General features: G+C 37.2%; 20 protein-coding genes and 1 pseudogene. 12 read left to right on the top strand and 9 right to left on the bottom strand.

Annotation, left to right across the window (positions count from 1 at the left end; genetic code table 11):
* Positions 1-178: 178 nt before the first annotated feature.
* The 8 genes from L1765_RS14125 to dnaA all read right to left on the bottom strand — a co-directional run bounded on the left by L1765_RS14125 (position 179) and on the right by dnaA (position 10,210).
* On the bottom strand, positions 179-1,315 hold the full coding sequence (locus tag L1765_RS14125) for an HD-GYP domain-containing protein (protein WP_236408135.1): 1,137 nt from the start codon (positions 1,313-1,315) through the stop codon (positions 179-181).
* Positions 1,316-1,452: 137 nt separating this feature from the next.
* Positions 1,453-3,882 (bottom strand): DNA gyrase subunit A, encoded by a 2,430-nt coding sequence (gene gyrA / locus L1765_RS14130; protein WP_236408136.1) that lies wholly within the window; start codon positions 3,880-3,882, stop codon positions 1,453-1,455.
* A 54-nt stretch (positions 3,883-3,936) separates the two neighbouring features.
* Positions 3,937-5,847: a DNA topoisomerase (ATP-hydrolyzing) subunit B gene (gene gyrB, locus L1765_RS14135; RefSeq protein WP_236408137.1), complete on the bottom strand. Its 1,911-nt coding sequence runs from the start codon at positions 5,845-5,847 to the stop codon at positions 3,937-3,939.
* Positions 5,848-5,893: 46 nt separating this feature from the next.
* On the bottom strand, positions 5,894-6,133 hold the full coding sequence (gene remB, locus L1765_RS14140; RefSeq protein ID WP_236408138.1) for an extracellular matrix regulator RemB: 240 nt from the start codon (positions 6,131-6,133) through the stop codon (positions 5,894-5,896).
* 14 nt (positions 6,134-6,147) lie between these two features.
* Entirely contained in the window at positions 6,148-7,269 is a 1,122-nt protein-coding gene (recF, locus tag L1765_RS14145) for a DNA replication/repair protein RecF (protein ID WP_236408139.1), read from the bottom strand.
* A gap of 11 nt (positions 7,270-7,280) precedes the next feature.
* Positions 7,281-7,502, bottom strand: a complete 222-nt coding sequence (gene yaaA, locus L1765_RS14150; RefSeq protein WP_236408140.1) for a S4 domain-containing protein YaaA — start codon at positions 7,500-7,502, stop codon at positions 7,281-7,283.
* Positions 7,503-7,523: 21 nt separating this feature from the next.
* Positions 7,524-8,663 carry a DNA polymerase III subunit beta gene (dnaN, locus tag L1765_RS14155; protein ID WP_236408141.1) on the bottom strand — a complete coding sequence of 380 codons (1,140 nt, stop codon included), beginning with the start codon at positions 8,661-8,663 and terminating at the stop codon, positions 7,524-7,526.
* A 188-nt stretch (positions 8,664-8,851) separates the two neighbouring features.
* The gene (gene dnaA / locus L1765_RS14160; RefSeq protein ID WP_236408142.1) at positions 8,852-10,210 is read right to left on the bottom strand and encodes a chromosomal replication initiator protein DnaA; all 1,359 of its coding nucleotides are present in this window, start codon (positions 10,208-10,210) and stop codon (positions 8,852-8,854) included.
* Between the two features lie 475 nt (positions 10,211-10,685).
* On the opposite strand from dnaA, the gene rpmH reads away from it, so the two are divergent.
* The 12 genes from rpmH to L1765_RS14220 all read left to right on the top strand — a co-directional run bounded on the left by rpmH (position 10,686) and on the right by L1765_RS14220 (position 21,892).
* Entirely contained in the window at positions 10,686-10,823 is a 138-nt protein-coding gene (rpmH, locus tag L1765_RS14165; protein WP_236408143.1) for a 50S ribosomal protein L34, read from the top strand.
* Positions 10,824-10,959: 136 nt separating this feature from the next.
* The gene (gene rnpA, locus L1765_RS14170) at positions 10,960-11,319 is read left to right on the top strand and encodes a ribonuclease P protein component (RefSeq protein WP_236408144.1); all 360 of its coding nucleotides are present in this window, start codon (positions 10,960-10,962) and stop codon (positions 11,317-11,319) included.
* A complete protein-coding gene (gene yidD, locus L1765_RS14175) occupies positions 11,316-11,525 on the top strand; it encodes a membrane protein insertion efficiency factor YidD (protein ID WP_236408145.1) in 210 nt (69 codons plus the stop codon). Before rnpA ends, yidD begins: the two co-directional genes overlap by 4 nt.
* Positions 11,526-11,560: 35 nt before the next feature.
* Positions 11,561-12,313: a membrane protein insertase YidC gene (gene yidC, locus L1765_RS14180; RefSeq protein WP_236408146.1), complete on the top strand. Its 753-nt coding sequence runs from the start codon at positions 11,561-11,563 to the stop codon at positions 12,311-12,313.
* On the top strand, positions 12,310-12,927 hold the full coding sequence (gene jag / locus L1765_RS14185; RefSeq protein WP_236408147.1) for an RNA-binding cell elongation regulator Jag/EloR: 618 nt from the start codon (positions 12,310-12,312) through the stop codon (positions 12,925-12,927). The genes yidC and jag overlap by 4 nt, the downstream gene beginning before the upstream one ends.
* A gap of 134 nt (positions 12,928-13,061) precedes the next feature.
* The gene (gene mnmE / locus L1765_RS14190) at positions 13,062-14,438 is read left to right on the top strand and encodes a tRNA uridine-5-carboxymethylaminomethyl(34) synthesis GTPase MnmE (protein ID WP_236408148.1); all 1,377 of its coding nucleotides are present in this window, start codon (positions 13,062-13,064) and stop codon (positions 14,436-14,438) included.
* Positions 14,439-14,450: 12 nt separating this feature from the next.
* A complete protein-coding gene (gene mnmG / locus L1765_RS14195; protein WP_236408149.1) occupies positions 14,451-16,334 on the top strand; it encodes a tRNA uridine-5-carboxymethylaminomethyl(34) synthesis enzyme MnmG in 1,884 nt (627 codons plus the stop codon).
* 3 nt (positions 16,335-16,337) lie between these two features.
* On the top strand, positions 16,338-17,060 hold the full coding sequence (gene rsmG / locus L1765_RS14200; RefSeq protein WP_236408150.1) for a 16S rRNA (guanine(527)-N(7))-methyltransferase RsmG: 723 nt from the start codon (positions 16,338-16,340) through the stop codon (positions 17,058-17,060).
* Between the two features lie 1,053 nt (positions 17,061-18,113).
* Positions 18,114-18,935 carry a nucleoid occlusion protein gene (noc, locus tag L1765_RS14205; protein ID WP_236408151.1) on the top strand — a complete coding sequence of 274 codons (822 nt, stop codon included), beginning with the start codon at positions 18,114-18,116 and terminating at the stop codon, positions 18,933-18,935.
* Positions 18,936-19,123: 188 nt separating this feature from the next.
* A complete protein-coding gene (locus L1765_RS14210; RefSeq protein ID WP_236408152.1) occupies positions 19,124-19,885 on the top strand; it encodes a ParA family protein in 762 nt (253 codons plus the stop codon).
* Positions 19,878-20,711, top strand: a complete 834-nt coding sequence (locus L1765_RS14215) for a ParB/RepB/Spo0J family partition protein (RefSeq protein WP_236408153.1) — start codon at positions 19,878-19,880, stop codon at positions 20,709-20,711. Before L1765_RS14210 ends, L1765_RS14215 begins: the two co-directional genes overlap by 8 nt.
* 35 nt (positions 20,712-20,746) lie before the next feature.
* Positions 20,747-21,892: an aminotransferase class V-fold PLP-dependent enzyme gene (locus L1765_RS14220; protein WP_236408154.1), complete on the top strand. Its 1,146-nt coding sequence runs from the start codon at positions 20,747-20,749 to the stop codon at positions 21,890-21,892.
* A 39-nt stretch (positions 21,893-21,931) separates the two neighbouring features.
* Here L1765_RS14220 and L1765_RS14225 read toward each other — a convergent pair.
* Positions 21,932-22,170 (bottom strand): annotated as a pseudogene (locus L1765_RS14225) (hypothetical protein); the annotation flags it as partial.

Raw genomic sequence — 22,170 nt, forward strand, 5'->3', positions numbered from 1 at the left:
AAGTTTAATCTGCTCTTCTATCCTTATGAGTCCCTTAGACTCTTCCTTACTCCATTTGAATCTTCAGGGTTCGCTTGGCTTCTGCACTGTTCAGTTTTCAAGGTACATCTTTCTTCCTTCCCTCTTCACCGCCCCATCGCGGCGACAAGAAATAATATATCATGGATACAATATATTATCAAGAGGTAATTTGTGGTAAATCAACGGTGATTATCTCTTGTATGTTTAGGCTTTTTTCCCTGATAAGATTAATAATCTTTCCATTTACTTCAAGGTATGGACGTGTTGGATTATTTTTATCAACAAAAATAATCTTCCCTGACTCTCCATTATTTAATCGAACGACTGTACCAGTTGAGAATTGTGTCATTTGTTGAACAAATGAATGGACCACCTGTGGATCTAATTTCCCAAAGCTGTCGTTTAATAAATGTTCCAACACAACATAGGGCGAGTTTGGTTTCTTGTAATGTCGTTCTGAACACATGGCATGAAAAATGTCTGCCACTGCAATAATTTTAGAATAGACATGAATTTGATTACTTTCAATTCCTAAGGGGTATCCTGTTCCATCTTCCCTTTCATGATGCTGTAGGGCTGCTAACTTAGCCCCTTCATTTAACCCTGGAACATCCTTTAATATTTGATAACCATAAACAGGATGTCTTTTTACTTCTTCATACTCCTCCTGAGTGAGGGGCCCTTTTTTATATAGTATCTGGGGGGTTAATTTGGCAAATCCAATATCGTGAAGAAATCCAGCCAACCCAATTTGAACCCAATCTTTTTCGGGAAGATTAATCCATCTTGCAATAAGGGACGAAATAATACTGACAGAAACCATATGGTGATAACGATAGGAATCCACATGCTCTATCTTCGATAAGATTGAAAGGATATTCGGTTGGTTTTGTGCCTCTTTAATCATAGGAATAATGGTTTGTCTAATTTCTAGAATAGGAATGGAATGTCCACCAAAAACAATATCCATGATCTTTTTTCCCAGTGCAACACTATTTTTATATGCTTCTTCGTATCGGTTAGTCCTATCCTTCACCTCTGATTCTTTGGAAGGCTGCTTCATTAACCTTTCTCTATTTTCATTTTTTCCTTCAGCAATTTGGACAATTGAGGGTCGATTCATCTTTTTTTCTGTCTCAATATAAACCTGAGGAATAAAAAAAGCCTTTAAAATATCAATTTCCCTCTGATTTATTCTTTCCCCTTTTGAAAATAAAAGACCCCCCAAAGGAGTGAATACATTTTCAGCAAGAACTTCACCGGTTCGAAGTGATGAAACACTTACTTTTTCCATTGGGTTCACCTCCTCAACCCATTCATTTTTTACAAAAATGGAGTAATACAAAGGATAGTATGAAAACAGGGCAACCATGTGTTACCCTGTTTTCTATATTATATGTTATGTCCCTTATTCCTCTTTATTTTTATCATTTATGCTTCGTCATTTTTTTCAATTCGTGCAACGGTGGCCACTTCTTGATCTTCTTCAATGCGAATTAATCGAACTCCCTGGGTGTAACGGCCAATTATCGAAATATCATTTATCTGTAATCGGATAACCATTCCCAAATTGGTAACAATCATTAAATCATCTTGTTCAGTTACCACGGTAAGCGAAACAATTTCTCCATTCTTTGGGGTGACATTTAAAGTTTTTATTCCCTTTCCGCCTCGGGTTTGAACACGGTATTCCGAAATTGGTGTTCGTTTCCCATATCCCTTTTTAGTAACAATCAAAACTTCCGAATTTTCCTTTACAATATCCATTCCTATGACAAAATCGTTTGGTGATAACGTGATTCCCTTTACCCCCGTTGCCGCTCTACCCATGGTTCTCACATCAGATTCCGGAAAACGAATGGACATTCCTAGATGGGTACCGAGGATAATTTCCTGGCTGCCATCGGTTAAATGAATACCGATTAATTCATCGTTATTCTTCAAGTTTATGGCAATCAGGCCGCCTTTTCTAATATTGGCAAACTCTGATAAAGACGTCTTTTTAACAATCCCCGATTTGGTAGCAAAAAATAAGTATTGTTCCGTATCAAATTCTTTTACAGGTATAACCGCATTAACGTATTCTCCTTTTTCAATTTGTATCAAATTGATAATTGGGGTCCCCTTTGCCGTTCTTCCCAGCTCCGGTACTTCGTAGGCTTTTAGTCGATATACCTTCCCTTTATTGGTAAAAAACAATAAATACTCATGGGAACTGGTAATGAAAAGATGTTGAACAAAATCATCTTCTCTGGTACCCATTCCTTGTACCCCTCTGCCTCCCCTCTTCTGACTACGATAGGTTGTAATGGGCAGACGCTTGATATATCCTTGGTGGGTTAAAGTAATGACCACATCTTCTTCTTCTATTAAATCCTCAATATTGATTTCCTCTTCCGTCAAAGAGATTTGAGTACGACGCGAATCCCCGTATTTCGTATTAATCTCCTCTAATTCCTCAGAGATTACGTGATAAATCTTTTGTTCATCAGCCAAAATCCCTTTTAACTCAGCAATTTTTGTAATTAATTCTGCATATTCTCCTTCAATTTTCTCCCGTTCCAATCCTGTTAATCGCTGTAAGCGCATATCCAGGATTGCTTGGGCCTGTTCATAAGTTAATTGAAATTGGTTCATTAATCCCTCTCTGGCAATTTCTGCGGTTTGAGAGGCACGGATGAGAGAAATAACCTGATCTAAATGATCTAATGCAATTCTTAAACCTTCTAGAATATGAGCTCTTGCTTCTGCCTTTTTTAAATCATATTCTGTTCTCCGGCGAATCACTACTTTTTGGTGTTCAAGGTAATGATATAGGGTTTGTTTTAAGTTAAGAACCTTCGGAACACCTTCCACTAACGCCAGCATAATGATTCCAAAGGTGGTTTGAAGAGCTGTTTGCTTGTAAAGATTATTCAGAACCACATTGGCATTCACATCTCTTCTTAATTCAATGACCACCCTCATGCCGTTTCTGTCAGACTCATCCCTTAAATCTGTAATTCCATCTAGTTTTTTCTCTCTGACCAATTCGGCAATCTTTTCCACTAATTTCGCTTTATTGACTTGATACGGAAGTTCGGTAACGACAATCCTGCTTTTTCCACCATTTAATTCTTCAATATGAGCTTTTGCCCTAATCGTGATGATTCCTTTTCCGGTTTCATATGCCCTATTGATGCCATCCCGGCCCAATATAATTCCTCCGGTAGGAAAGTCAGGTCCTTTAATCGATTTCATTAGTTCAGCATTAGTGATATCCGGGTTTTTGATTAATTGTAGAATTCCCCTAATGACCTCACTTAAATTATGAGGAGGAATGTTGGTGGCCATGCCTACGGCAATTCCTGCAGTTCCATTAACCAATAGATTTGGAAACCGGGAAGGCAAAACAACAGGTTCCTTTTCAGAACCATCATAATTATCTCCGAAATCAACAGTCTCTTTATTGATATCCCTCAATAATTCAGTAGCAATTTTGGATAGCCTTGCTTCCGTATAACGCATGGCTGCAGCAGAATCACCATCTACTGATCCAAAGTTTCCATGCCCGTCGATCAATGGATAACGATAAGAAAAATCCTGAGCCATTCGAACCATCGTCTCGTAAACAGCAGCATCGCCATGGGGATGATATTTACCGATAACTTCCCCGACGATACGGGCAGATTTCTTATATGGTTTATCAGGAGTCATACCTAATTCATTCATCGCGTGCAATATCCGACGATGAACAGGTTTAAGTCCATCCCGAACATCAGGAAGAGCCCGGCTTACAATTACGCTCATTGCATAATCCAAGAAAGAATTACGCATTTCCTGACTGATATTTATTTCTTGTATATTTGATTGTTGAACCATAATAACCTCCGTTACTTGACGTAAATGGATGTTTCAACTATATATAAAGTCTTATCAGATATCTAAATTTCGAACATATATTGCGTGTTCCTGTATAAAATCTCTTCTAGGCTCCACTTTATCTCCCATCAACGTTTCAAAGATTTCATCTGCATCAATTGCATCCTGTAATGTCACCTGTAATAATGTCCTGCTCTCAGGATCCATTGTCGTTTCCCACAATTGACTCGGGTTCATCTCTCCAAGTCCTTTGTATCGCTGAATCGAAGGTTCAGGTTTTTTTCCCAATTCTTTTTTGATTTGTTCCAACTGTTTATCATTATAGGCATATCGAATGGTTTTCCCCTGTTGAATTTTATAAAGGGGAGGTTGTGCGATATAAACATATCCAGACTCAATTAAGTTTTTCATATATCTATAAAAAAAAGTAAGCAGTAGGGTGCGGATATGGGCTCCGTCAACATCAGCATCTGTCATTAGAATGATCTTGTGGTATCTAGCTTTAGAAATATCAAAATCATCTCCAATTCCTGTTCCTAATGCAGTAATAATCGCCCTGATTTCTGTATTGGATAAAATCTTATCCAATCTGGCCTTTTCCACATTAATAATTTTTCCTCTTAGGGGGAGAATGGCTTGGAAATTTCTATCCCTTCCCTGTTTGGCTGATCCACCGGCTGAATCTCCCTCAACAATATATAATTCACTAATAGAAGCATCCTTTGAGGAACAATCCGCTAATTTACCCGGTAGTGAGCTCACTTCTAAGGCATTTTTCCGTCTGGTTAGTTCCCTTGCCTTTCTTGCCGCTTCACGGGCCCTAGCCGCCAATATTGCCTTTTCCACAATTTTCTTCGCATCTGAAGGATTTTCATCCAGATACATGCTGAAATACTCCCCGAAAAGGGATTCCACGATAGATCTGGCTTCACTATTTCCCAATTTTGTTTTGGTTTGTCCTTCAAACTGTGGATTAGGAATTTTCACATTGATAACAGCTGTTAAGCCTTCCCTTACATCTTCTCCAGAGAGATTCGTGTCATTTTCCTTCAGTAAATTATTCTTCCTCGCGTAGTCATTAATAATTCTAGTCAGAGCACTTTTAAATCCCGATTCATGGGTTCCGCCTTCATGAGTATGGATATTATTTGCATAGGAAAAAATATTGCTGGCAAAACCATCATTATATTGCAGAGAAATCTCCACATCGATCCCATCTTTTTCTCCTGAAATATAGATGGGGGTTTCGTGGATTTTTTCCTTGTTTCTGTTTAAATGCTGTACGAAAGATATAATCCCCCCATCATATTTAAATACATCTCCTTTTTCTAATCTTTCATCAGTAAGGGATATTCGAATGCCTTTATTTAAGAATGCCAATTCGCGTAAACGGGATTGCAGGATATCATAGTCAAATTCCGTCGTTTCCGTAAAAATTTCCGGATCAGGTTTAAAAGTAACCTTAGTTCCGGTTTTATCGGTATTACCAATTATTTCTAGATCTCTAGTAGGTTTCCCGCGCTCATAACGTTGAAAATGGATCTTCCCTTCCCTTTTTACCTCTACTTCCAACCATTCAGATAGGGCATTTACAACGGAAACACCCACACCGTGTAATCCCCCGGAAACTTTATATCCTTCCCCGCCAAATTTACCACCGGCATGAAGAACAGTTAAAACTACTTCAACAACAGATCTACCCAATTTGGGATGGAGGCCGACCGGGATTCCTCTACCATTATCTGTAACAGATACCGTATTATCTCGATGAATCGTAATTTGGATATCATCGCAATAACCGGCTAACGCTTCATCAATACTATTGTCCACCACTTCCCATACTAAATGGTGTAAACCCCTGCTGCTTGTTGAACCAATATACATTCCTGGTCTTTTTCGAACGGCTTCAAGACCTTCCAACACTTGAATTTGACTTTCATCATAGGAATGCTGTTTCACTGACAAAACATTCACCTACTCTCATTAAGTACCTAATTAAATCATGAATATTTTAAATTAACTGCGCCCTTCGTTTAAGGGTTAAAGATGATATGGGGGATCCATACACCTTGTCTGTTGTAACCACATATGATTTTATGTCATTTTCAGCTATGACTACAAATTTCTCTCTTTTTTTATTTTTTTCTAAAAACAGCTTATTCTTTTTTGTTAATTCATTCGTATTTCCATCAATAATGGCAACGATCTGTTTTAGCGGAATCGTAACATACCCTCCTATGTGGAAAAACAAAGCATTCACCTCTCTTAACCAAATGCATTTTTGCTAATCTTTCCATTGTTTACAAAAAAAATATCTGATAACTCCCGGGTAGATTTGTTTAGACCTTCAATATTGGTTGTTGTCACAAATGTCTGCACTCTTTCCTGAATCGTAGAAAGAAGCTGAGTTTGCCTTTCATCGTCCAATTCAGAAAGAACATCATCAAGCAAAAGAAGAGGGTATTCCCCTACTTCTTCCTTTACTAATTCGATTTCTGCCAATTTGATAGACAATGCTACGGTTCTTTGTTGACCTTGTGATCCATAAACTTGAGCATTGATGTCGTTAATAAAAAATTGAAGATCATCTCTATGGGGCCCAATTAATGTTGTGGCTCTAAGCATTTCCCTTTGTTTAATTGCATTAAATTCCCTTAAGAGAACCTCTTGGGCTTCATCATCAGAAAGTTCATGTTGAAAAGGAGTAGAATGGACATACTTGATGGATAACGATTCTTTCCCATGTGTTATTTTTTGATGAATGTCATTGGCATAGGTTTCCAATTTCTTTAAGAAAAATAATCTTTTTTTCAAGATAGGAACCGCAACAGAAACTAATTGCTGATTCCAAATATCCATTAAAGCATGATTTATACTTTTGCCAAAGGAATTTTTTAAAAATTGATTTTTTTGATGTACAATTTTATTGAAATTCGATAGATGATGAATGTAAATGGGATGAATTTGACCAATTTCCATATCGAGAAACTTTCTTCTAATTTGAGGAGTTCCTTTAACAATGGTTAAATCTTCAGGAGCAAACATCACGACATTAAGGTTACCAATAAATTCACTTAACCTTTTTTTCTCGATTCCGTTTAGCGAAACTTTTTTTCCTTTTCCGGTTAACAAGATATCCAATTGAAGTTTTCCGTATTTTTTTTCAATAAAACCCTTAATATTGCTAGTCTCTTTATCCCATTGAATCAATTCTTTATCTTTATAGGTTCGATGGGATTTACCTAATGATAACAAGTATATGCTCTCCAATAAATTGGTCTTTCCTTGTGCATTTTTCCCTAAAAAAATGTTTAATGAGGAATGAAAAGATAAATCAATATGATTGTAGTTCCTATACTGTTGAACTTGAAGCCTATTTAAAAACAAGGGGTCCCCTCCTAGGCTCGTCTTTTAACATGTATTTCATTATCCCAAAATGTAATTATATCACCGGGATATAATTTTTTCCCTCTTCTTTTTTCCATGATTCCATTCACAAAGATCTCTTCATTAGTTAAAAAGGTTTTAATTTGTCCTCCTGTATCCACAATCCCACTTAACTTAAGAATTTGTCCTAATGTAATGTATTCGGTTTGAATTTCAACAATTTCTTTGTTCATTTTCTTTACTCCTAATAAGTTCTAATAAGTTCTGACAGGCAAAATGAGATGTAGCATCATATCATTATTTATTGGCTTTATCACAAATGGGCTCATCGCACCAGTGAACCTAATATATACTTGAGAATCATCAATGGAGCGAAGGGCGTCTAACATAAATTTAGCATTAAAGGAAATTTTAATTTCCTCTCCATCTATTTTTTCTGTAGAGATTATTTCAGTAACTTTTCCGATTTCTGGATAAAACGAGGTAATTTCAATATGTTCGTTATGATTGGTTACCAGTTTTACTACATTGTTCTTATTATCCTTTGCTATGAGGGATGCCCTTTCTATAGCCGATAATAATTCTTCTGTCTTAACCAAAATTTCCGTTTTGCTGGTTTGTGGAATAATTCTTGTTGTATCTGGATAATTTCCTTCTAAAAGACGTGAATAAAATAAGATATTTTCTGATTTAAATAAAATTTGATTATCAGTCACAATAATATCAATTAAATCATCATTTTCTGGAATGATTCTAAAAAGTTCATTCATACTTTTCCCTGGAACTACAATATTCGTAAAAGAGAGGTGCTCTCCGCTTTCAACATATACTTCATGGCTAGCCAATCGATGACTGTCCGTAGCGGTAAATTTAAGTTTACCTTCCTCTAACGACCACATGATTCCTGTTAAGATCGGTCTTGTTTCAGATGTTGAAACGGCAAAAGCTGTTTGTCTGATCATAGATTTTAGCAGCATGCTTGGAATGCTAATAATTTTTTCTTCCCTGATGTATGGAAGTAAAGGAAATTCTTCTGGATCAAGTCCATTTAAAGTAATCTCAGATGAGCCTGAACGAATGGATGTAATAAATCTGTCGTTTACTTCAAAACAAATTTCTTGCTGAGGTAACTTCTTTATCATATCACTTACATAACGGGCAGGTAATACGACACTACCCATTCTTTCCAATTTCAACACGGGTTTATTCTCTAATTCGAATGGAATTGTGCATTTTATGGAAATGTCAGAATCACTGGCGGTTAGTTCAAGTCCATTTTCATCCACGGAAAATTTTATTCCAGTGAGTATTGGGATGGTTGTACGAGTGGAAACAGCCTTTAAAACATGTTGGATATTTTCGGATAATACTTCCCGATTCACTATTAATTTCATAATTCCCTCCGAGAAAATTATACATATTCTTAAAACTGCGAGCATATGATTATATTTATTATATTATATTTTATTAGTAGTAGTAATAAGGGTTGTGAATATGTGAATAACCAGGTTGAAGTAGGATAATGAAAACCTATACACATGTTAATAACTTGTGCATAGGTTTTCATTTTCACCCGACTAATTTAACCTTTGATCCTATTAATAAGATCTTTAATCAATTTTTGTAATTTGGGATCCGATTGAAGTTGTTTAGTTATTTTTTCATGGGCATGAATGACGGTGGTATGATCTCTACCTCCAAATTCTTCTCCTATTTTAGGCAGGGAATAATCAGTAAGCTCCCTGGACAGATACATGGCAATTTGTCTGGGAAAAGCTACGGATTTGGTTCTTTTTTTTGCTTTTAATTCTTCAATCTTGACTCCCATTTGTTCCCCCACAACCTTTTGAATATCAAAAATAGTGATGATCCTGGGCTTAGAGGATGGAATAATATCTTTTAATGCTTCCGCAGCTAAATCCACGTCCATGTCCTTATTAATGAGAGACGAATAAGCAACAACCCGGATGAGGGCTCCTTCCAATTCTCTGATGTTGGTATTGATTTGATTGGCAATATATATCATGACTTCATTGGGAATATCTAAATTGTCTGCCTTTGCTTTTTTCCTTAGAATAGCGATCCTGGTTTCTAAATCAGGTGGTTGGATATCGGTAATTAATCCCCATTCAAATCTTGAGCGGAGCCGGTCTTCTAACGTTGGAATTTCTTTTGGCGGCCGATCACTGGAAATGACGATTTGTTTACTTTCCTCATGCAACGTATTAAAGGTATGAAAAAATTCCTCCTGGGTTTGTTCTTTTCCTGCCAAAAACTGAATATCATCAATCAACAGCACGTCAACATTTCTATATTTATTTCTAAAATTAATCGTCTGGTTATCACGGATGGAGTTGATAAACTCATTGGTAAATTTCTCAGACGATAAATAAACCACCTTGGCTTTAGGATTTTGTTCCATAACGTAATGTCCAATAGCGTGCATCAAGTGGGTTTTTCCTAAACCAACCCCCCCATATATAAATAACGGATTATATGCTTTTGCTGGCGCTTCTGCCACAGCCAAAGAAGCAGCATGGGCGAATCGGTTTCCGGATCCGATTACAAAAGTATCAAAAGTATATTTATTATTTAAGATCGTTTGTTGGTGATCATCTTGAGTGAGAGTTTTGTTTTCTTTTGTCTGTTTTGTTTGATGAATAAGATCGTCCATTGTTTCTGAATGCTCGGTATGTTGGGGAATCACAAATCTGACCTTTATTTCTGATCCTACCAGTTGCAATAGGGTTTCTGAAATTAGTGGAGAGTATTTTGTTTCTAACCAATCTCTGACAAATTCATTTGGGGTATTTATGATGAGAACATTATTATTTAGGGAGACAGCTTCGGTTGATTTTAACCAGGTTTCGAAACTCGGTTTGCTTATTTTGTTTTTGATCGAATCTAATACTTCTTGCCATAAAAGGCTTAAATTTTCCACACCCTTCCCCCCTTAGGCGAAACATTTATTATCCACAGTAAATACACAATATCTGAATAGAAACTAGAAGAATTATATTGACTTGTACACAGACGTGTAAATAAAATTATTCACAAAAATAGAATTTGTCCACAGAGTTATCCACAGACTGTGATTAACTTAAGCGAATATAAAAAAAGTCCACAGAGAGAAACAAAGTAATGATATCAAATTCTCCCTTTAGTGACAACGGTTTTCGACAAATAATCCACAGAATTGACAAGATTCACATGTTTTTTATTCACAATCGTGATTATGTGCATAATTTGTTGAATTGGGTTGTCTTACTATTCTTGATTTATTATCCACATGTGGATAATGTTTTTTAGATCAGAAAAAACATGTCCATCAAATGTCCTTGACATCATTTGATTAAGTTTTTATAATGTTTAGGACTGCATAAAATTTGTTTTTTTCCTCAGAGGAGGTGTAATATATGGCTAAACCGACCTATAATCCAAATAGGCGCAAGCGCAAAAAGGTTCATGGTTTTCGTAAAAGAATGAGTACAAAAAATGGCCGGAAAGTGTTAAGTGCCCGCCGTAGAAAAGGAAGAAAAGTATTGTCTGCTTAGGCCACATGAATTGTGGTCTTTTTTCATCTTAGACATAAGGATGGAGACATGATAAAATAGATTCAGTTTGGTTTATCTGTTTTCTATTACACCAATACTAGGAATACATATATTCATGGCCTTTGGAGTGTGGATGTTGAAAAAAGTTCACAGACTAAGAAAAAATAAAGAGTTTCAACAAGTGTTTCGATTGGGAAAATCTGTGGCTAATCGTTACTTTGTCCTTTATTTTGTTACGAATAAAGGGGATCATGTTCACCGGTTTGGAATTTCCGTTAGTAAAAAGCTTGGGGGAGCAGTTGTAAGAAATCGAGTGAAACGATTAATTCGTGAGGGATTAAGGCAAATTGAACCGAGAATACCTGATCATATAGATTTTGTCATCATTGCTAGAAAGCCGGTTGTTGATCTTTCATTTGACAAAGTGGTTTCTCATTTAATTCATGTATTTAAGCGAGCCCAAGTTTTTAATTCAAATAGAGAGGCAAAGAGATGAAGAGGATTTTTATATTCATCATTCAGTTTTATCGAAAAGTAATTTCTCCTTTAAAACCTCCAACTTGCCGATTTTATCCCACTTGTTCCATGTATGCGCTGCAGGCTGTGAATAAGTATGGTCCTTGGAGGGGAGGATGGATGACCATGAAAAGAATTGCAAAGTGTCATCCTTTTCATCCTGGGGGAATCGATCCGCTGCCATAATTATTAAATAACTGTTTCATAAGGAGGAATTTTATTTGCAGAAACGTCATATTCTTATTTTGTTACTACTGCTTCTTTTGATACTGATTGCAACAGGCTGTTCACCGCAATCTTACTCAAAACCGATTGATCCTAATGGCGGTTTTTGGGATCGGTATTTCGTTTTTCCGATGGCCTGGTTATTGGATAAATCATCAAAAACATTATTTAATAATTATGGTTTAGGAATTTTGGCGGTTACTTTAATTGTTCGTTTTGCTACTTTACCTTTGATGATTAAACAGCTTCGCAGTTCAAAAATGATGCAAGCTTTGCAGCCGGAATTACAAAAAATTAAGGAAAAGTATAAGGATAATCAGCAAAAAGTCCAGGAAGAGACCATGAAGCTCTTTCAAAAACATAATGTTAATCCTTTAAGCGGCTGTCTTCCATTATTGGTTCAAATGCCAATCCTTATTGCTTTTTATCAGGCGATTATGAGGGATCCATCAGTAGGTACAAGCACGTTTTTGTGGTTAAATCTCGGACAGGCCGATCCTTATTACATCTTGCCTCTACTTGCAGCAGTAACAACCTATTTGCAAACTAAAATGATGGGCACTGCTAACAATAATCCTCAAGCCCAGATGATGTTGTATATCATGCCTGCCATGATATTATTTATTGCGATTACCCTTCCATCTGCGCTTTCATTATACTGGGTGTACGGAAACATTTTCACAATCATTCAAACCTATTTTATGCGTGATCAATATCATGGGCAAAAACAGGAGGGTACTGTCAAGTGAAAAAGATTACAGTAACCGGAAAAACCATTGATGAAGCGGTGGCAAAAGCCCTTTCCCAATTGCAAGTGGATAGAGAAAAGGTAGAGATTCAGATCATTGAGGAGCCCAGCAAAGGATTATTCGGATTGATTGGAGCCAAGGATGCTGTAGTTGAAGTTTCCTTAAAAATAGATCCTATACTTGAAGGGAAAAAGTTTTTGCTAAATGTATTAGCTAAGATGGGTCTTAAGGCGACGGTGGAAACTTTCAATGATTCCGAAAAGGTAACTTTTAATATTGTGGGGAATGGATTGGGGCTTGTTATAGGCAGACGGGGTCAGACCTTAGATGCCCTTCAGTATCTTGTCAATGTAGTAATCAACCGTTATAGTGAGGAACATATTCGAGTTGTATTGGATGCTGAAAACTATCGTGGAAAACGGGTAAAAACTTTGGAGGATTTGGCTGATCGTCTGGCGCAAAAAGTAATGAAAACCAAGCAGCAGGTTACCTTGGAGCCAATGAATCCGATGGAGCGGAAAATAATTCATACTCGCCTTCAGGATCATGATAAGGTTCGAACCTACAGTTATGGGGAGGAGCCTAACCGGCGTGTCATTATTACTATGAAATAAAGGAATATCATGATCATTGTTTAAATCCACCTGTTCAGGTGGATTTTATTGTACCCTTTGTTGAATTCCCTATATATTCCCTATGATTAGGGGAAATATAAGCATACACTCTTTTATAGGACGGTGATAAGAAGATGGATATGGATACTATTGCGGCAATTTCTACCCCAATGGGGGAAGGAGGAATTGCCATCGTACGTGTAAGCGGAAAAGATGCTATCCCCATTGTGGATAATGTATTTAGAGGGAGTAAAAAGTTATCCACTGTGGATAGTCATACCATACATTATGGAAAATTAATTTATCCACAAACCAATCAGATGATAGATGAAGTTTTAGTTTCGGTTATGAGGGCGCCTAGAACTTTTACGAAAGAAGATATTGTTGAAGTCAATTGTCACGGCGGAATAATTTCAGTTCAAAAGGTATTGCAGCTTATACTGGATCAAGGTGCAAGAATGGCAGAGCCGGGGGAATTTACGAAACGGGCTTTTTTAAACGGAAGAATTGATTTAACCCAGGCGGAAGCGGTTATAGATTTAATCCGTTCGAAAACAGATAAAGCCATGAGTGTGGCTCTATCACAAATGGAAGGCCGATTATCCAAGAGAATTAAACGATTAAGAGAAATTCTTCTAGAGGTAATGGCTCATATTGAGGTCACCATTGATTATCCAGAGCATGATGTGGAGGAAGTTACTCAACAGTTGCTTCTTGATAAAGGGGAAGAGGTAAAAAAAGAAATCCAAAATATACTGTTAACTGCTGAACAAGGCAAAATTTTGAGGGAAGGTTTGTCAACCGTGATTGTGGGGCGTCCCAATGTAGGGAAATCATCATTATTGAATACTTTGGCTAGAGAAAGTAAAGCTATTGTAACGGATATTCCAGGGACAACAAGGGATGTTATTGAAGAGTATGTAAACGTAAGGGGAGTTCCTTTGAAGTTGATTGATACGGCTGGAATACGTGAAACAGATGATGTGGTTGAGAAAATCGGTGTTGAAAAATCGAGGGAAATGTTAAAAAAGGCAGATTTAATTTTATTCATGTTAAATTACGGTGACGAATTAACTCAAGAGGATTTTAAGTTGATTGATCTTGTGAAATCAATGAATACCATTGTGATTATCAACAAGATAGACTTGCCTCAAAAAATAGATATGAAACGAATAGAAGGACTTTTTTCTACTGAAAATATTCTTAAACTTTCTTTACTTGAAGATAAAGGAATAGAGGATTTGGAGAATATGATATCCAGGATGTTTTTCTCTGGACAGTTGCATGGAGATGATATAACCTATGTAAGTAATTCAAGGCATATCTCTCTTTTAAGACAAGCCGAAAAAGCCATTCACGATGGAATGGAAGGAGTCAGGATGGGGATACCTATAGATACAGTTTCTATTGATTATAAGCGTGGTTGGGAATTATTAGGAGAGATTACAGGTGAAACCGTAAACGAAGATCTTATTGATCAAATTTTTTCTCAGTTTTGTCTCGGTAAGTAAGGAGTGAATAGAATGAAATGTTCATATTATGGCGGTACATTTGATGTCATTGTCGTTGGTGCGGGACATGCCGGCTGTGAAGCGGCATTGGCCGCTGCCAGAATGGGGTGTAAAACACTCGCTTTAACTTTAAATTTGGATGCCGTGGCGTATATGCCATGTAATCCTTCCATTGGCGGTCCTGCTAAAGGGCACGTGGTCAGAGAAATTGATGCCCTAGGTGGAGAAATGGGGAAGAATATTGACAAAACCCATATTCAGATGAGGATGCTAAATACAGGAAAAGGGCCTGCAGTTCATGCTTTAAGGGCTCAAGCTGACAAATTTTTATATCAGCAAACAATGAAAAAAACCATGGAGTCAACACCAAATTTGTTATTAAGACAAGGGATGGTTGAAAGACTCATCATAGAGGATGGGCAATGTAAAGGGGTTGTTACAAAAACGGGGGCAGAGTATCGGAGTAAAACGGTGGTTTTAACCACTGGAACCTACCTTCGTGGACGCATTATTATCGGGGATCTTTCCTATGAAAGCGGGCCAAATAACATGCAGCCTTCCATTAATTTATCCCTCCATTTAAAAGAGTTGGGATTTGATTTGGTGCGCTTTAAAACAGGAACGCCACCAAGGATTAACAAAGACACCATTGATTATTCAAAAACAGAGATTCAGCCAGGTGATGAGGAACCCCGTGCCTTCTCATTTGAAACAACACAATTTATTACCGATCAACTGCCCTGCTGGTTAACTTATACCAGCGAAACAACTCATCAAATTATTAATCAGAATCTGTCTCGTTCACCGATGTATTCAGGAATGATTGAGGGAACAGGTCCCCGTTATTGTCCGTCTATTGAAGATAAAATTGTCCGCTTCCATGATAAGCCTAGGCATCAGATTTTTTTGGAACCTGAGGGAAGGGTGACCTCTGAAATATATGTTCAGGGATTATCCACTTCCATGCCAGAGGATGTACAGCTGGAAATTCTCCGTTCTATCCCCGGGTTAGAACATGCACAAATGATGAGGCCCGGATATGCCATAGAATATGATGCAATTGTACCTACTCAGCTTTGGCCTTCATTGGAAACCAAGTTGATCCCCAACTTATATACGGCAGGTCAATTAAATGGAACATCGGGATATGAAGAAGCGGCAGGTCAAGGAATCATGGCTGGAATCAATGCTGCAAGGAAAGTTCAAGGAAAAGAAGCCGTGATTTTGGATCGTTCACAAGCTTATATCGGTGTATTAATTGATGATTTGGTCACTAAGGGAACCAATGAACCTTATAGACTTTTGACATCCCGTGCTGAATACCGGTTATTGCTTCGGCATGATAATGCAGATTTAAGGCTTACAGATATCGGATATGAAATTGGCCTAATATCAGAAGAGCGGTATAAGAGATTTACGAAAAAGAAGGAATTGATTCAACGGGAAATCGAAAGGCTATATAATACAAAGGCTAGACCCGATGCCAATACTCAAAAGGTGCTGTTAAATGCAGGATCCGTTGAGTTAAATAATGCCATTGAATGTTCTGTATTACTTCGCCGTCCGGAATTAACCTATCAGGATATTGCCCAAATTGCACCTCCTCCCTATGAGGTGCCAAAAGATGTGGCTGAGCAGGTAGAAATACAAATTAAATATTGGGGATATATCGAAAAACAGATGCAACAGGTTGACAAGATGAGAAAAATGGATAAGAAAAAAATCCCTGCAGATTTGAATTATGCTCATGTGAAGGGATTATCCATTGAAGCAAGAGAAAAATTAAATAAGATACGGCCCATTTCCATTGGTCAAGCTTCCCGGATTTCCGGAGTTACCCCTGCAGATATTTCAATTTTATTGATTTATTTAGAGCAGGGAAGAAAGGGGGCCTAATGATTGGTTGATAATCAGTTTATCCAATCTCACCTAGCTGATTATGGGATTCAGTTGACAGCTAAGCAATGGCAACAATTATCACTTTACTATCAATTGCTTATTGAATGGAATAAGAGAATGAATTTAACTGGAATTACCGATTTCAAGGAAGTTTATGTGAAGCACTTTTATGATTCGATGACACCATCATTCTTCTATCCCTTTGAATCCATCAGTAAACTGGCGGACGTTGGGGCAGGTGCAGGTTTTCCCAGTTTACCATTAAAAATTTTATTTCCTCATCTTAAGGTAACCATTATTGATTCATTGAATAAGAGGATACAATTTCTTCATTATCTTTCAAGGGAATTAAAATTGGATCATATTGAATTGATCCATGGGAGAGCTGAAGAATTGGGACAAAATAAAAAGTACCGGGAAAAATTTGATGCGGTTATGGCAAGAGCTGTTGCCAAGATGCAGGTCCTCTCTGAATTGTGTCTTCCATTGACATCCGTTGATGGTCAATTTATTGCCATGAAAGGCAATGATATTAAATCAGAGATGATGGAAGCCCTACATGCTATTCGCATCCTGGGGGGAACAGTGACTCGGGAAGAAATTTTTGAACTTCCTTATGATATGGGCAAGAGATCCATTATTTATATCAGGAAAATAAAGAAGACTCCGGATAAGTATCCAAGAAAACCTGGTATTCCCAGTAAACAGCCAATTGTAAAATAAAGAAAAACCCTTTCTTAATCTACAGAGACAGAACTAAACATACATGACCCGCAGGGTCACAAATTGATATGAAAAGGTATTTTCATATCAAAGAATTCACTAAGGACAGCCTTTGAGTTTGTATTCGCAACTCTTTTTCTGTCCTTGTAGCTAACCGCCACTAGAAATATTCGCTTATTATCTACCAGCAAGTGGCGGTAAGCTCTTAGACAAGTTGTCGACAAAAACACAGCGTTCTGATTCCTTGTCGACATTGGCACGTCCTGTGCGGCATAATTAAACTTCAGATGATGAATAACAATCCACCTGAAGTATTTTCTATGCTCAACTTGACTGGCGGACGTGTAAATCTATCGTTCCACAACTATAAAAGAAAGGGTTTTTATTTTTTGATGTGTCAAAGAATTGTTTAAGCCTCGCACGTTTAGAATTGTTGTTGAAATAATATTCCCATGACTGCAGCCCCGATAATTCCCAAAATAGTGATTCCAATCATTAAAAAAATTTCTTTTGCTGTCATGCAGATTCCTCCTCTTCAATAGGATTTCTATATGAAGAGGATTTTATCCCTGTAATTCCCTCCGTATTTTTTTGGAATGGTCGCTAGCAATAACGGTAAATTTCCTTCCTTTTTCCTTCTGTTTTTTTCTTGGAAGAAGTAATTCATCTTTGTATCTACCTTTTTAGGTGTTAAAATAGACAAGAATAAACAAAGAAATTTGTTTACCCATTTGTGTGTCTTTATTTTTTTTACGATATGTTCCCTCTTATACGTAACCGTATCTATTTCTATCACGAAAATATGATTGGGAAGTATAAAAAACAAGCTGAATAAAAGGATAATCAATTTTATTATTATTTTCATGACAATCTCCCTAATCGTTATCTCTATTTGCATTCTCCTTTTTAATATATCCTAACATATTATATCATGGATTCAATGTTTCACGTGAAACATGAAATATTCTCTCTTCAAGTTAGAAGGAATCAATAAGCCAGTGGCGAAATGATATATATCCTTGTTTTTAGCAAAGGGATTAGGTGGTGTATATTGTGAGAGATCATTTTTCTCGAATATTTGGATTGGCTGAGAAGCAGGAAGCGGATGTTATTCGTCAAATACCTGTTGATCAAATTATTCCAAATCCTTTTCAACCTCGTTCAGTTTTTAATGATAAAAAAATTGAGGAATTATGCCATACTATTAAAACCCATGGTATTATTCAGCCGATTATCGTCAGACAAAGAGAAAATCAATTTGAAATTATTGCTGGGGAAAGAAGATGGAGAGCGGTTAAAAAATTAGGATTGGAGACCATTCCCGCAATTGTAAGAGATTTTAATGACACCCAATCCGCTTCCATTGCTTTAATTGAGAATCTCCAAAGGGAGGAACTAACAGCGATAGAAGAAGCTATTGCATATCAGCAGTTAATTGATCTTCATCAGTTAACTCAAGAGAGCTTGGCTCAAAGATTAGGGAAGGGACAATCAACTATCGCCAATAAGTTAAGGCTTCTTCAGTTGCCTTCCAGTATTCAAGAGGCCCTAAGGAATCGCTTGATTACGGAAAGACACGCCAGAGCAATGCTTTCCATAAAGGATGAAGATACTCAGCTACAACTATTAAAGGAAATTATTGAGAAAGAACTAAATGTAAAACAGACGGAAGCGAGGATAGAGCAATTATTAAATAAAAACAGGAAAGAAAAAAGACCGACACGAATATCCTTTTCTAAGGATGTCCGTTTGGCAATAAACACCGTTCGCCAATCCGTTGACATGATCTTAAAAAATGGGTTAACCATTGAAACGGAAGAAGAAGACATGGATGAATATTACCAATTTACCATAAAAATTCCTAAGAAAAAATAACGAACAGATAAATGTAGCCCAATGGGCTACTTTGTTTTGCGCTTTAAAATTTTTTTGATGAATCGTGAGACACAAACATTTCACTTTTTACCGCCGCTTATCTCCTGATTGAGCAAATGTGTATTATTAGTCGGCGTATATATGAGTAGGTTTAAGAAATAAATAGCTATGAGAAAGAGGTGTACCCTATGGGGAAAGTAATAGCAATTACCAATCAAAAAGGTGGTGTGGGAAAAACAACCACTTCTGTGAACTTAGGTGCAGGATTGGCTTATTTTAGGAAAAAAGTATTACTCATAGATATAGATCCTCAGGGGAATACAACCAGCGGGATTGGCATCAATAAGGGAGATGTAAAATATTGCATATATGATGTCTTGATTAATGATATACATCCTGCTGACGCCATTATATCTACAAGTCAAGATGGTTTGGATATCATTCCAGCAACCATCCAGTTGGCTGGTGCAGAAATTGAATTGGTTCCTACCATATCAAGGGAAGTTCGTTTAAAAAAAGCATTGAATGAAATTAGAGATCGTTATGATTATCTAATCATTGATTGTCCCCCCTCTTTGGGTATTCTTACGGTAAATTCATTAACGGCAGCAGATTCAGTTATTATCCCTATTCAATGCGAATACTATGCTTTGGAAGGGTTAAGTCAATTATTAAATACCATTCGTCTTGTACAAAAACATTTAAATCAAGATTTAGTGATTGACGGAGTTTTACTGACTATGCTTGACGCAAGAACCAATTTAGGGATTCAAGTGATTGAAGAAGTAAAAAAGTACTTTCGAGATAGGGTCTACCAAACCATTATTCCGAGAAATGTAAGACTGAGTGAAGCACCGAGCCATGGTTTGTCTATTATCAGTTATGATCCGAAATCAAGGGGTGCCGAGGTATACTTAGATCTGGCTAAGGAAGTGATTGCCAATGAATAAGAGACTTGGACGGGGTTTAGATGCATTAATTTCATCAAATCATAGCCTTGATGAAGAAAGCGTCATTGAAGTGGAAATTCATAAATTGAGGGCCAATCCATATCAGCCGAGGAAAACCTTTTCTGAGGAGGCATTGGATGAACTAGCTGAATCCATTAAAGAACATGGAATCATACAGCCGATAATTGCTAGAAAGGTTTTACGGGGATATGAAATTGTAGCTGGTGAACGACGTTGGAGAGCTGCTCAACAGGCTCACTTAGACAAAGTTCCAGTAGTTGTAAAAGAATTCACAGATCAGCAGGTTATGGAAATCGCATTAATAGAAAATCTTCAAAGGGAAGATTTGAATGCCATTGAAGAAGCTCAGGCATATCACCAATTAATGACACAATTTCAGTTGACCCAAGATGAGTTGGCAAAGAAAGTTGGGAAAAGCAGACCACATATCACTAATTTTTTACGTTTGCTGCAACTTCCTGAAGAAATTCAGCATTATGTTTCACGTGGAACATTATCGATGGGGCATGCAAGGGCATTGTTAGCGGTTAAAGATTCAAAGAAAATGAAAGAGTTGGCATCATTAGTGATGAAAAAAAAGTTAAGTGTAAGACAGTTGGAAGATCAAATTAAAGAAATGAACACCGTTGCGAAAAAAAAGAAAAAGGAAACAAAAGATATTTACATCACTGAATCTGAAGAAAAATTAAGAGGTATTTTTGGCACAAAGGTTTACATTCGGCCGAAAAAAGACAAAGGGAAAATAGAAATTGAATTTTTTTCAAAGGAAGATTTGGAACGGATTATAGAAATTATGACCAGATAAAAACATAAAAATGCATTTAAGAATGAGGTGGTTTTGTGATCTATTTCGATAATGCAGCATCAACATGGCCTAAGCCTCCTGAAGTGGAAATGGCGATGATGACCTGTATACGGGAATATGCTGCAAATCCCGGAAGGGGAGGTCATCAGCTTTCGATAAGGGCGGGCAGAACTTTGTTTCAATGTAGAAACTTGTTAGCAAAACTTTTTGCCGTTACTAATCCTAATGACATCTCATTTTTTCCAAATGCCACGGGAGCGATTAATCAGGGTATACAAGGGTTGTTACAGGAAGGGGACCACGTAATTACTACAATGATAGAACATAATTCTGTAAGAAGACCCTTGGAATACCTTTCGAAATTGGGAAAAATTGAACTTTCTTATGTAGAAGTAGCATTGGATGGAACTGTATCTTTAAAAGAACTTGATACACTTATCAAACCAAATACCAAGTTGTTAGTGGTGTCCCATGCATCCAATCTGTTGGGTACGATAATTCCTATTGGCGAATTGGGTCGTTGGGCAAAGGGGAAAGGAATTGTATTTATGGTAGATGCGTCCCAATCGGCAGGAGCTATTTCCATAAATGTGGAAAGGGATAACATTGATTTGTTGGCTTTTCCAGGACATAAAGGATTATATGGTCCCCAAGGAACAGGAGGATTATATATCCATCCCTCATTGGAATTAACCCCTCTTATTTTAGGGGGGACTGGAAGCCATTCGGAATCGATTGACCAACCCAAAGAACGACCTGAACGATTTGAAAGCGGTACCCCCAATACCGTTGGAATTGCAGGGTTGGCGGCAGGCGTTGAATTTGTATTAAAGACAGGAGTCGGTCAGATATGGGAACATGAACAACAATTAACCCAATATTGTCTTTCAGAGTTAATAAATATGGATGGGATCACTGTTTATGGTCCTCCTCCTGGTGTAAACAGAACGGCAGTCATTTCTTTTAACTTAGAAGGACTGGATCCCAATGAACTAGCGTTTATTTTAGATGATTATTATGGAATAGCGGTCAGGGCAGGATTTCACTGTACACCATTGGCTCATGAAACAGCAGGAACTTCCCAATTGGGGTCGGTGAGAATTAGTTTTAGCTATTTTAATACGGTGGAAGAAGTCAACAGATTTATAGAAGTAATGAAAGAAATAAAAAAACAAATGTAGAACAGATAATACGAAGTTCAGAAGAATACTGCATCATAACTACTGGAAACATTTACAACGATTATCCCGGGCATCCCTATACCCATTTTTATCTGGAAATTGATACCAAGCACTTGACATTTTTAGATCAGTATGACCCGGGAGGGAATTAAACAGGATGTGATAGACAATGACTAAGATCTTATGAGCGATGGCTATGGTTGCCTTTTTCTGGCCTCGTCGTCTGCTAAGTGCCCAATACTTGGAACCTAAATACGTTCTGGTTTTACTAGCTGCAT

This window comes from Microaerobacter geothermalis (genome assembly GCF_021608135.1).
GTDB lineage: Bacteria > Bacillota > Bacilli > DSM-22679 > DSM-22679 > Microaerobacter > Microaerobacter geothermalis.

Coding starts and splice junctions, on each gene's coding strand:
- L1765_RS14125 (WP_236408135.1), bottom strand. CDS start 1,315: ATGGAAAAAGTAAGTGTTTCATCACTTCGAACCGGTGAAGTTCTTGCT.
- gyrA (WP_236408136.1), bottom strand. CDS start 3,882: ATGGTTCAACAATCAAATATACAAGAAATAAATATCAGTCAGGAAATG.
- yaaA (WP_236408140.1), bottom strand. CDS start 7,502: ATGAACAAAGAAATTGTTGAAATTCAAACCGAATACATTACATTAGGA.
- dnaN (WP_236408141.1), bottom strand. CDS start 8,663: ATGAAATTAATAGTGAATCGGGAAGTATTATCCGAAAATATCCAACAT.
- rpmH (WP_236408143.1), top strand. CDS start 10,686: ATGGCTAAACCGACCTATAATCCAAATAGGCGCAAGCGCAAAAAGGTT.
- yidD (WP_236408145.1), top strand. CDS start 11,316: ATGAAGAGGATTTTTATATTCATCATTCAGTTTTATCGAAAAGTAATT.
- mnmE (WP_236408148.1), top strand. CDS start 13,062: ATGGATATGGATACTATTGCGGCAATTTCTACCCCAATGGGGGAAGGA.
- mnmG (WP_236408149.1), top strand. CDS start 14,451: ATGAAATGTTCATATTATGGCGGTACATTTGATGTCATTGTCGTTGGT.
- L1765_RS14210 (WP_236408152.1), top strand. CDS start 19,124: ATGGGGAAAGTAATAGCAATTACCAATCAAAAAGGTGGTGTGGGAAAA.
- L1765_RS14215 (WP_236408153.1), top strand. CDS start 19,878: ATGAATAAGAGACTTGGACGGGGTTTAGATGCATTAATTTCATCAAAT.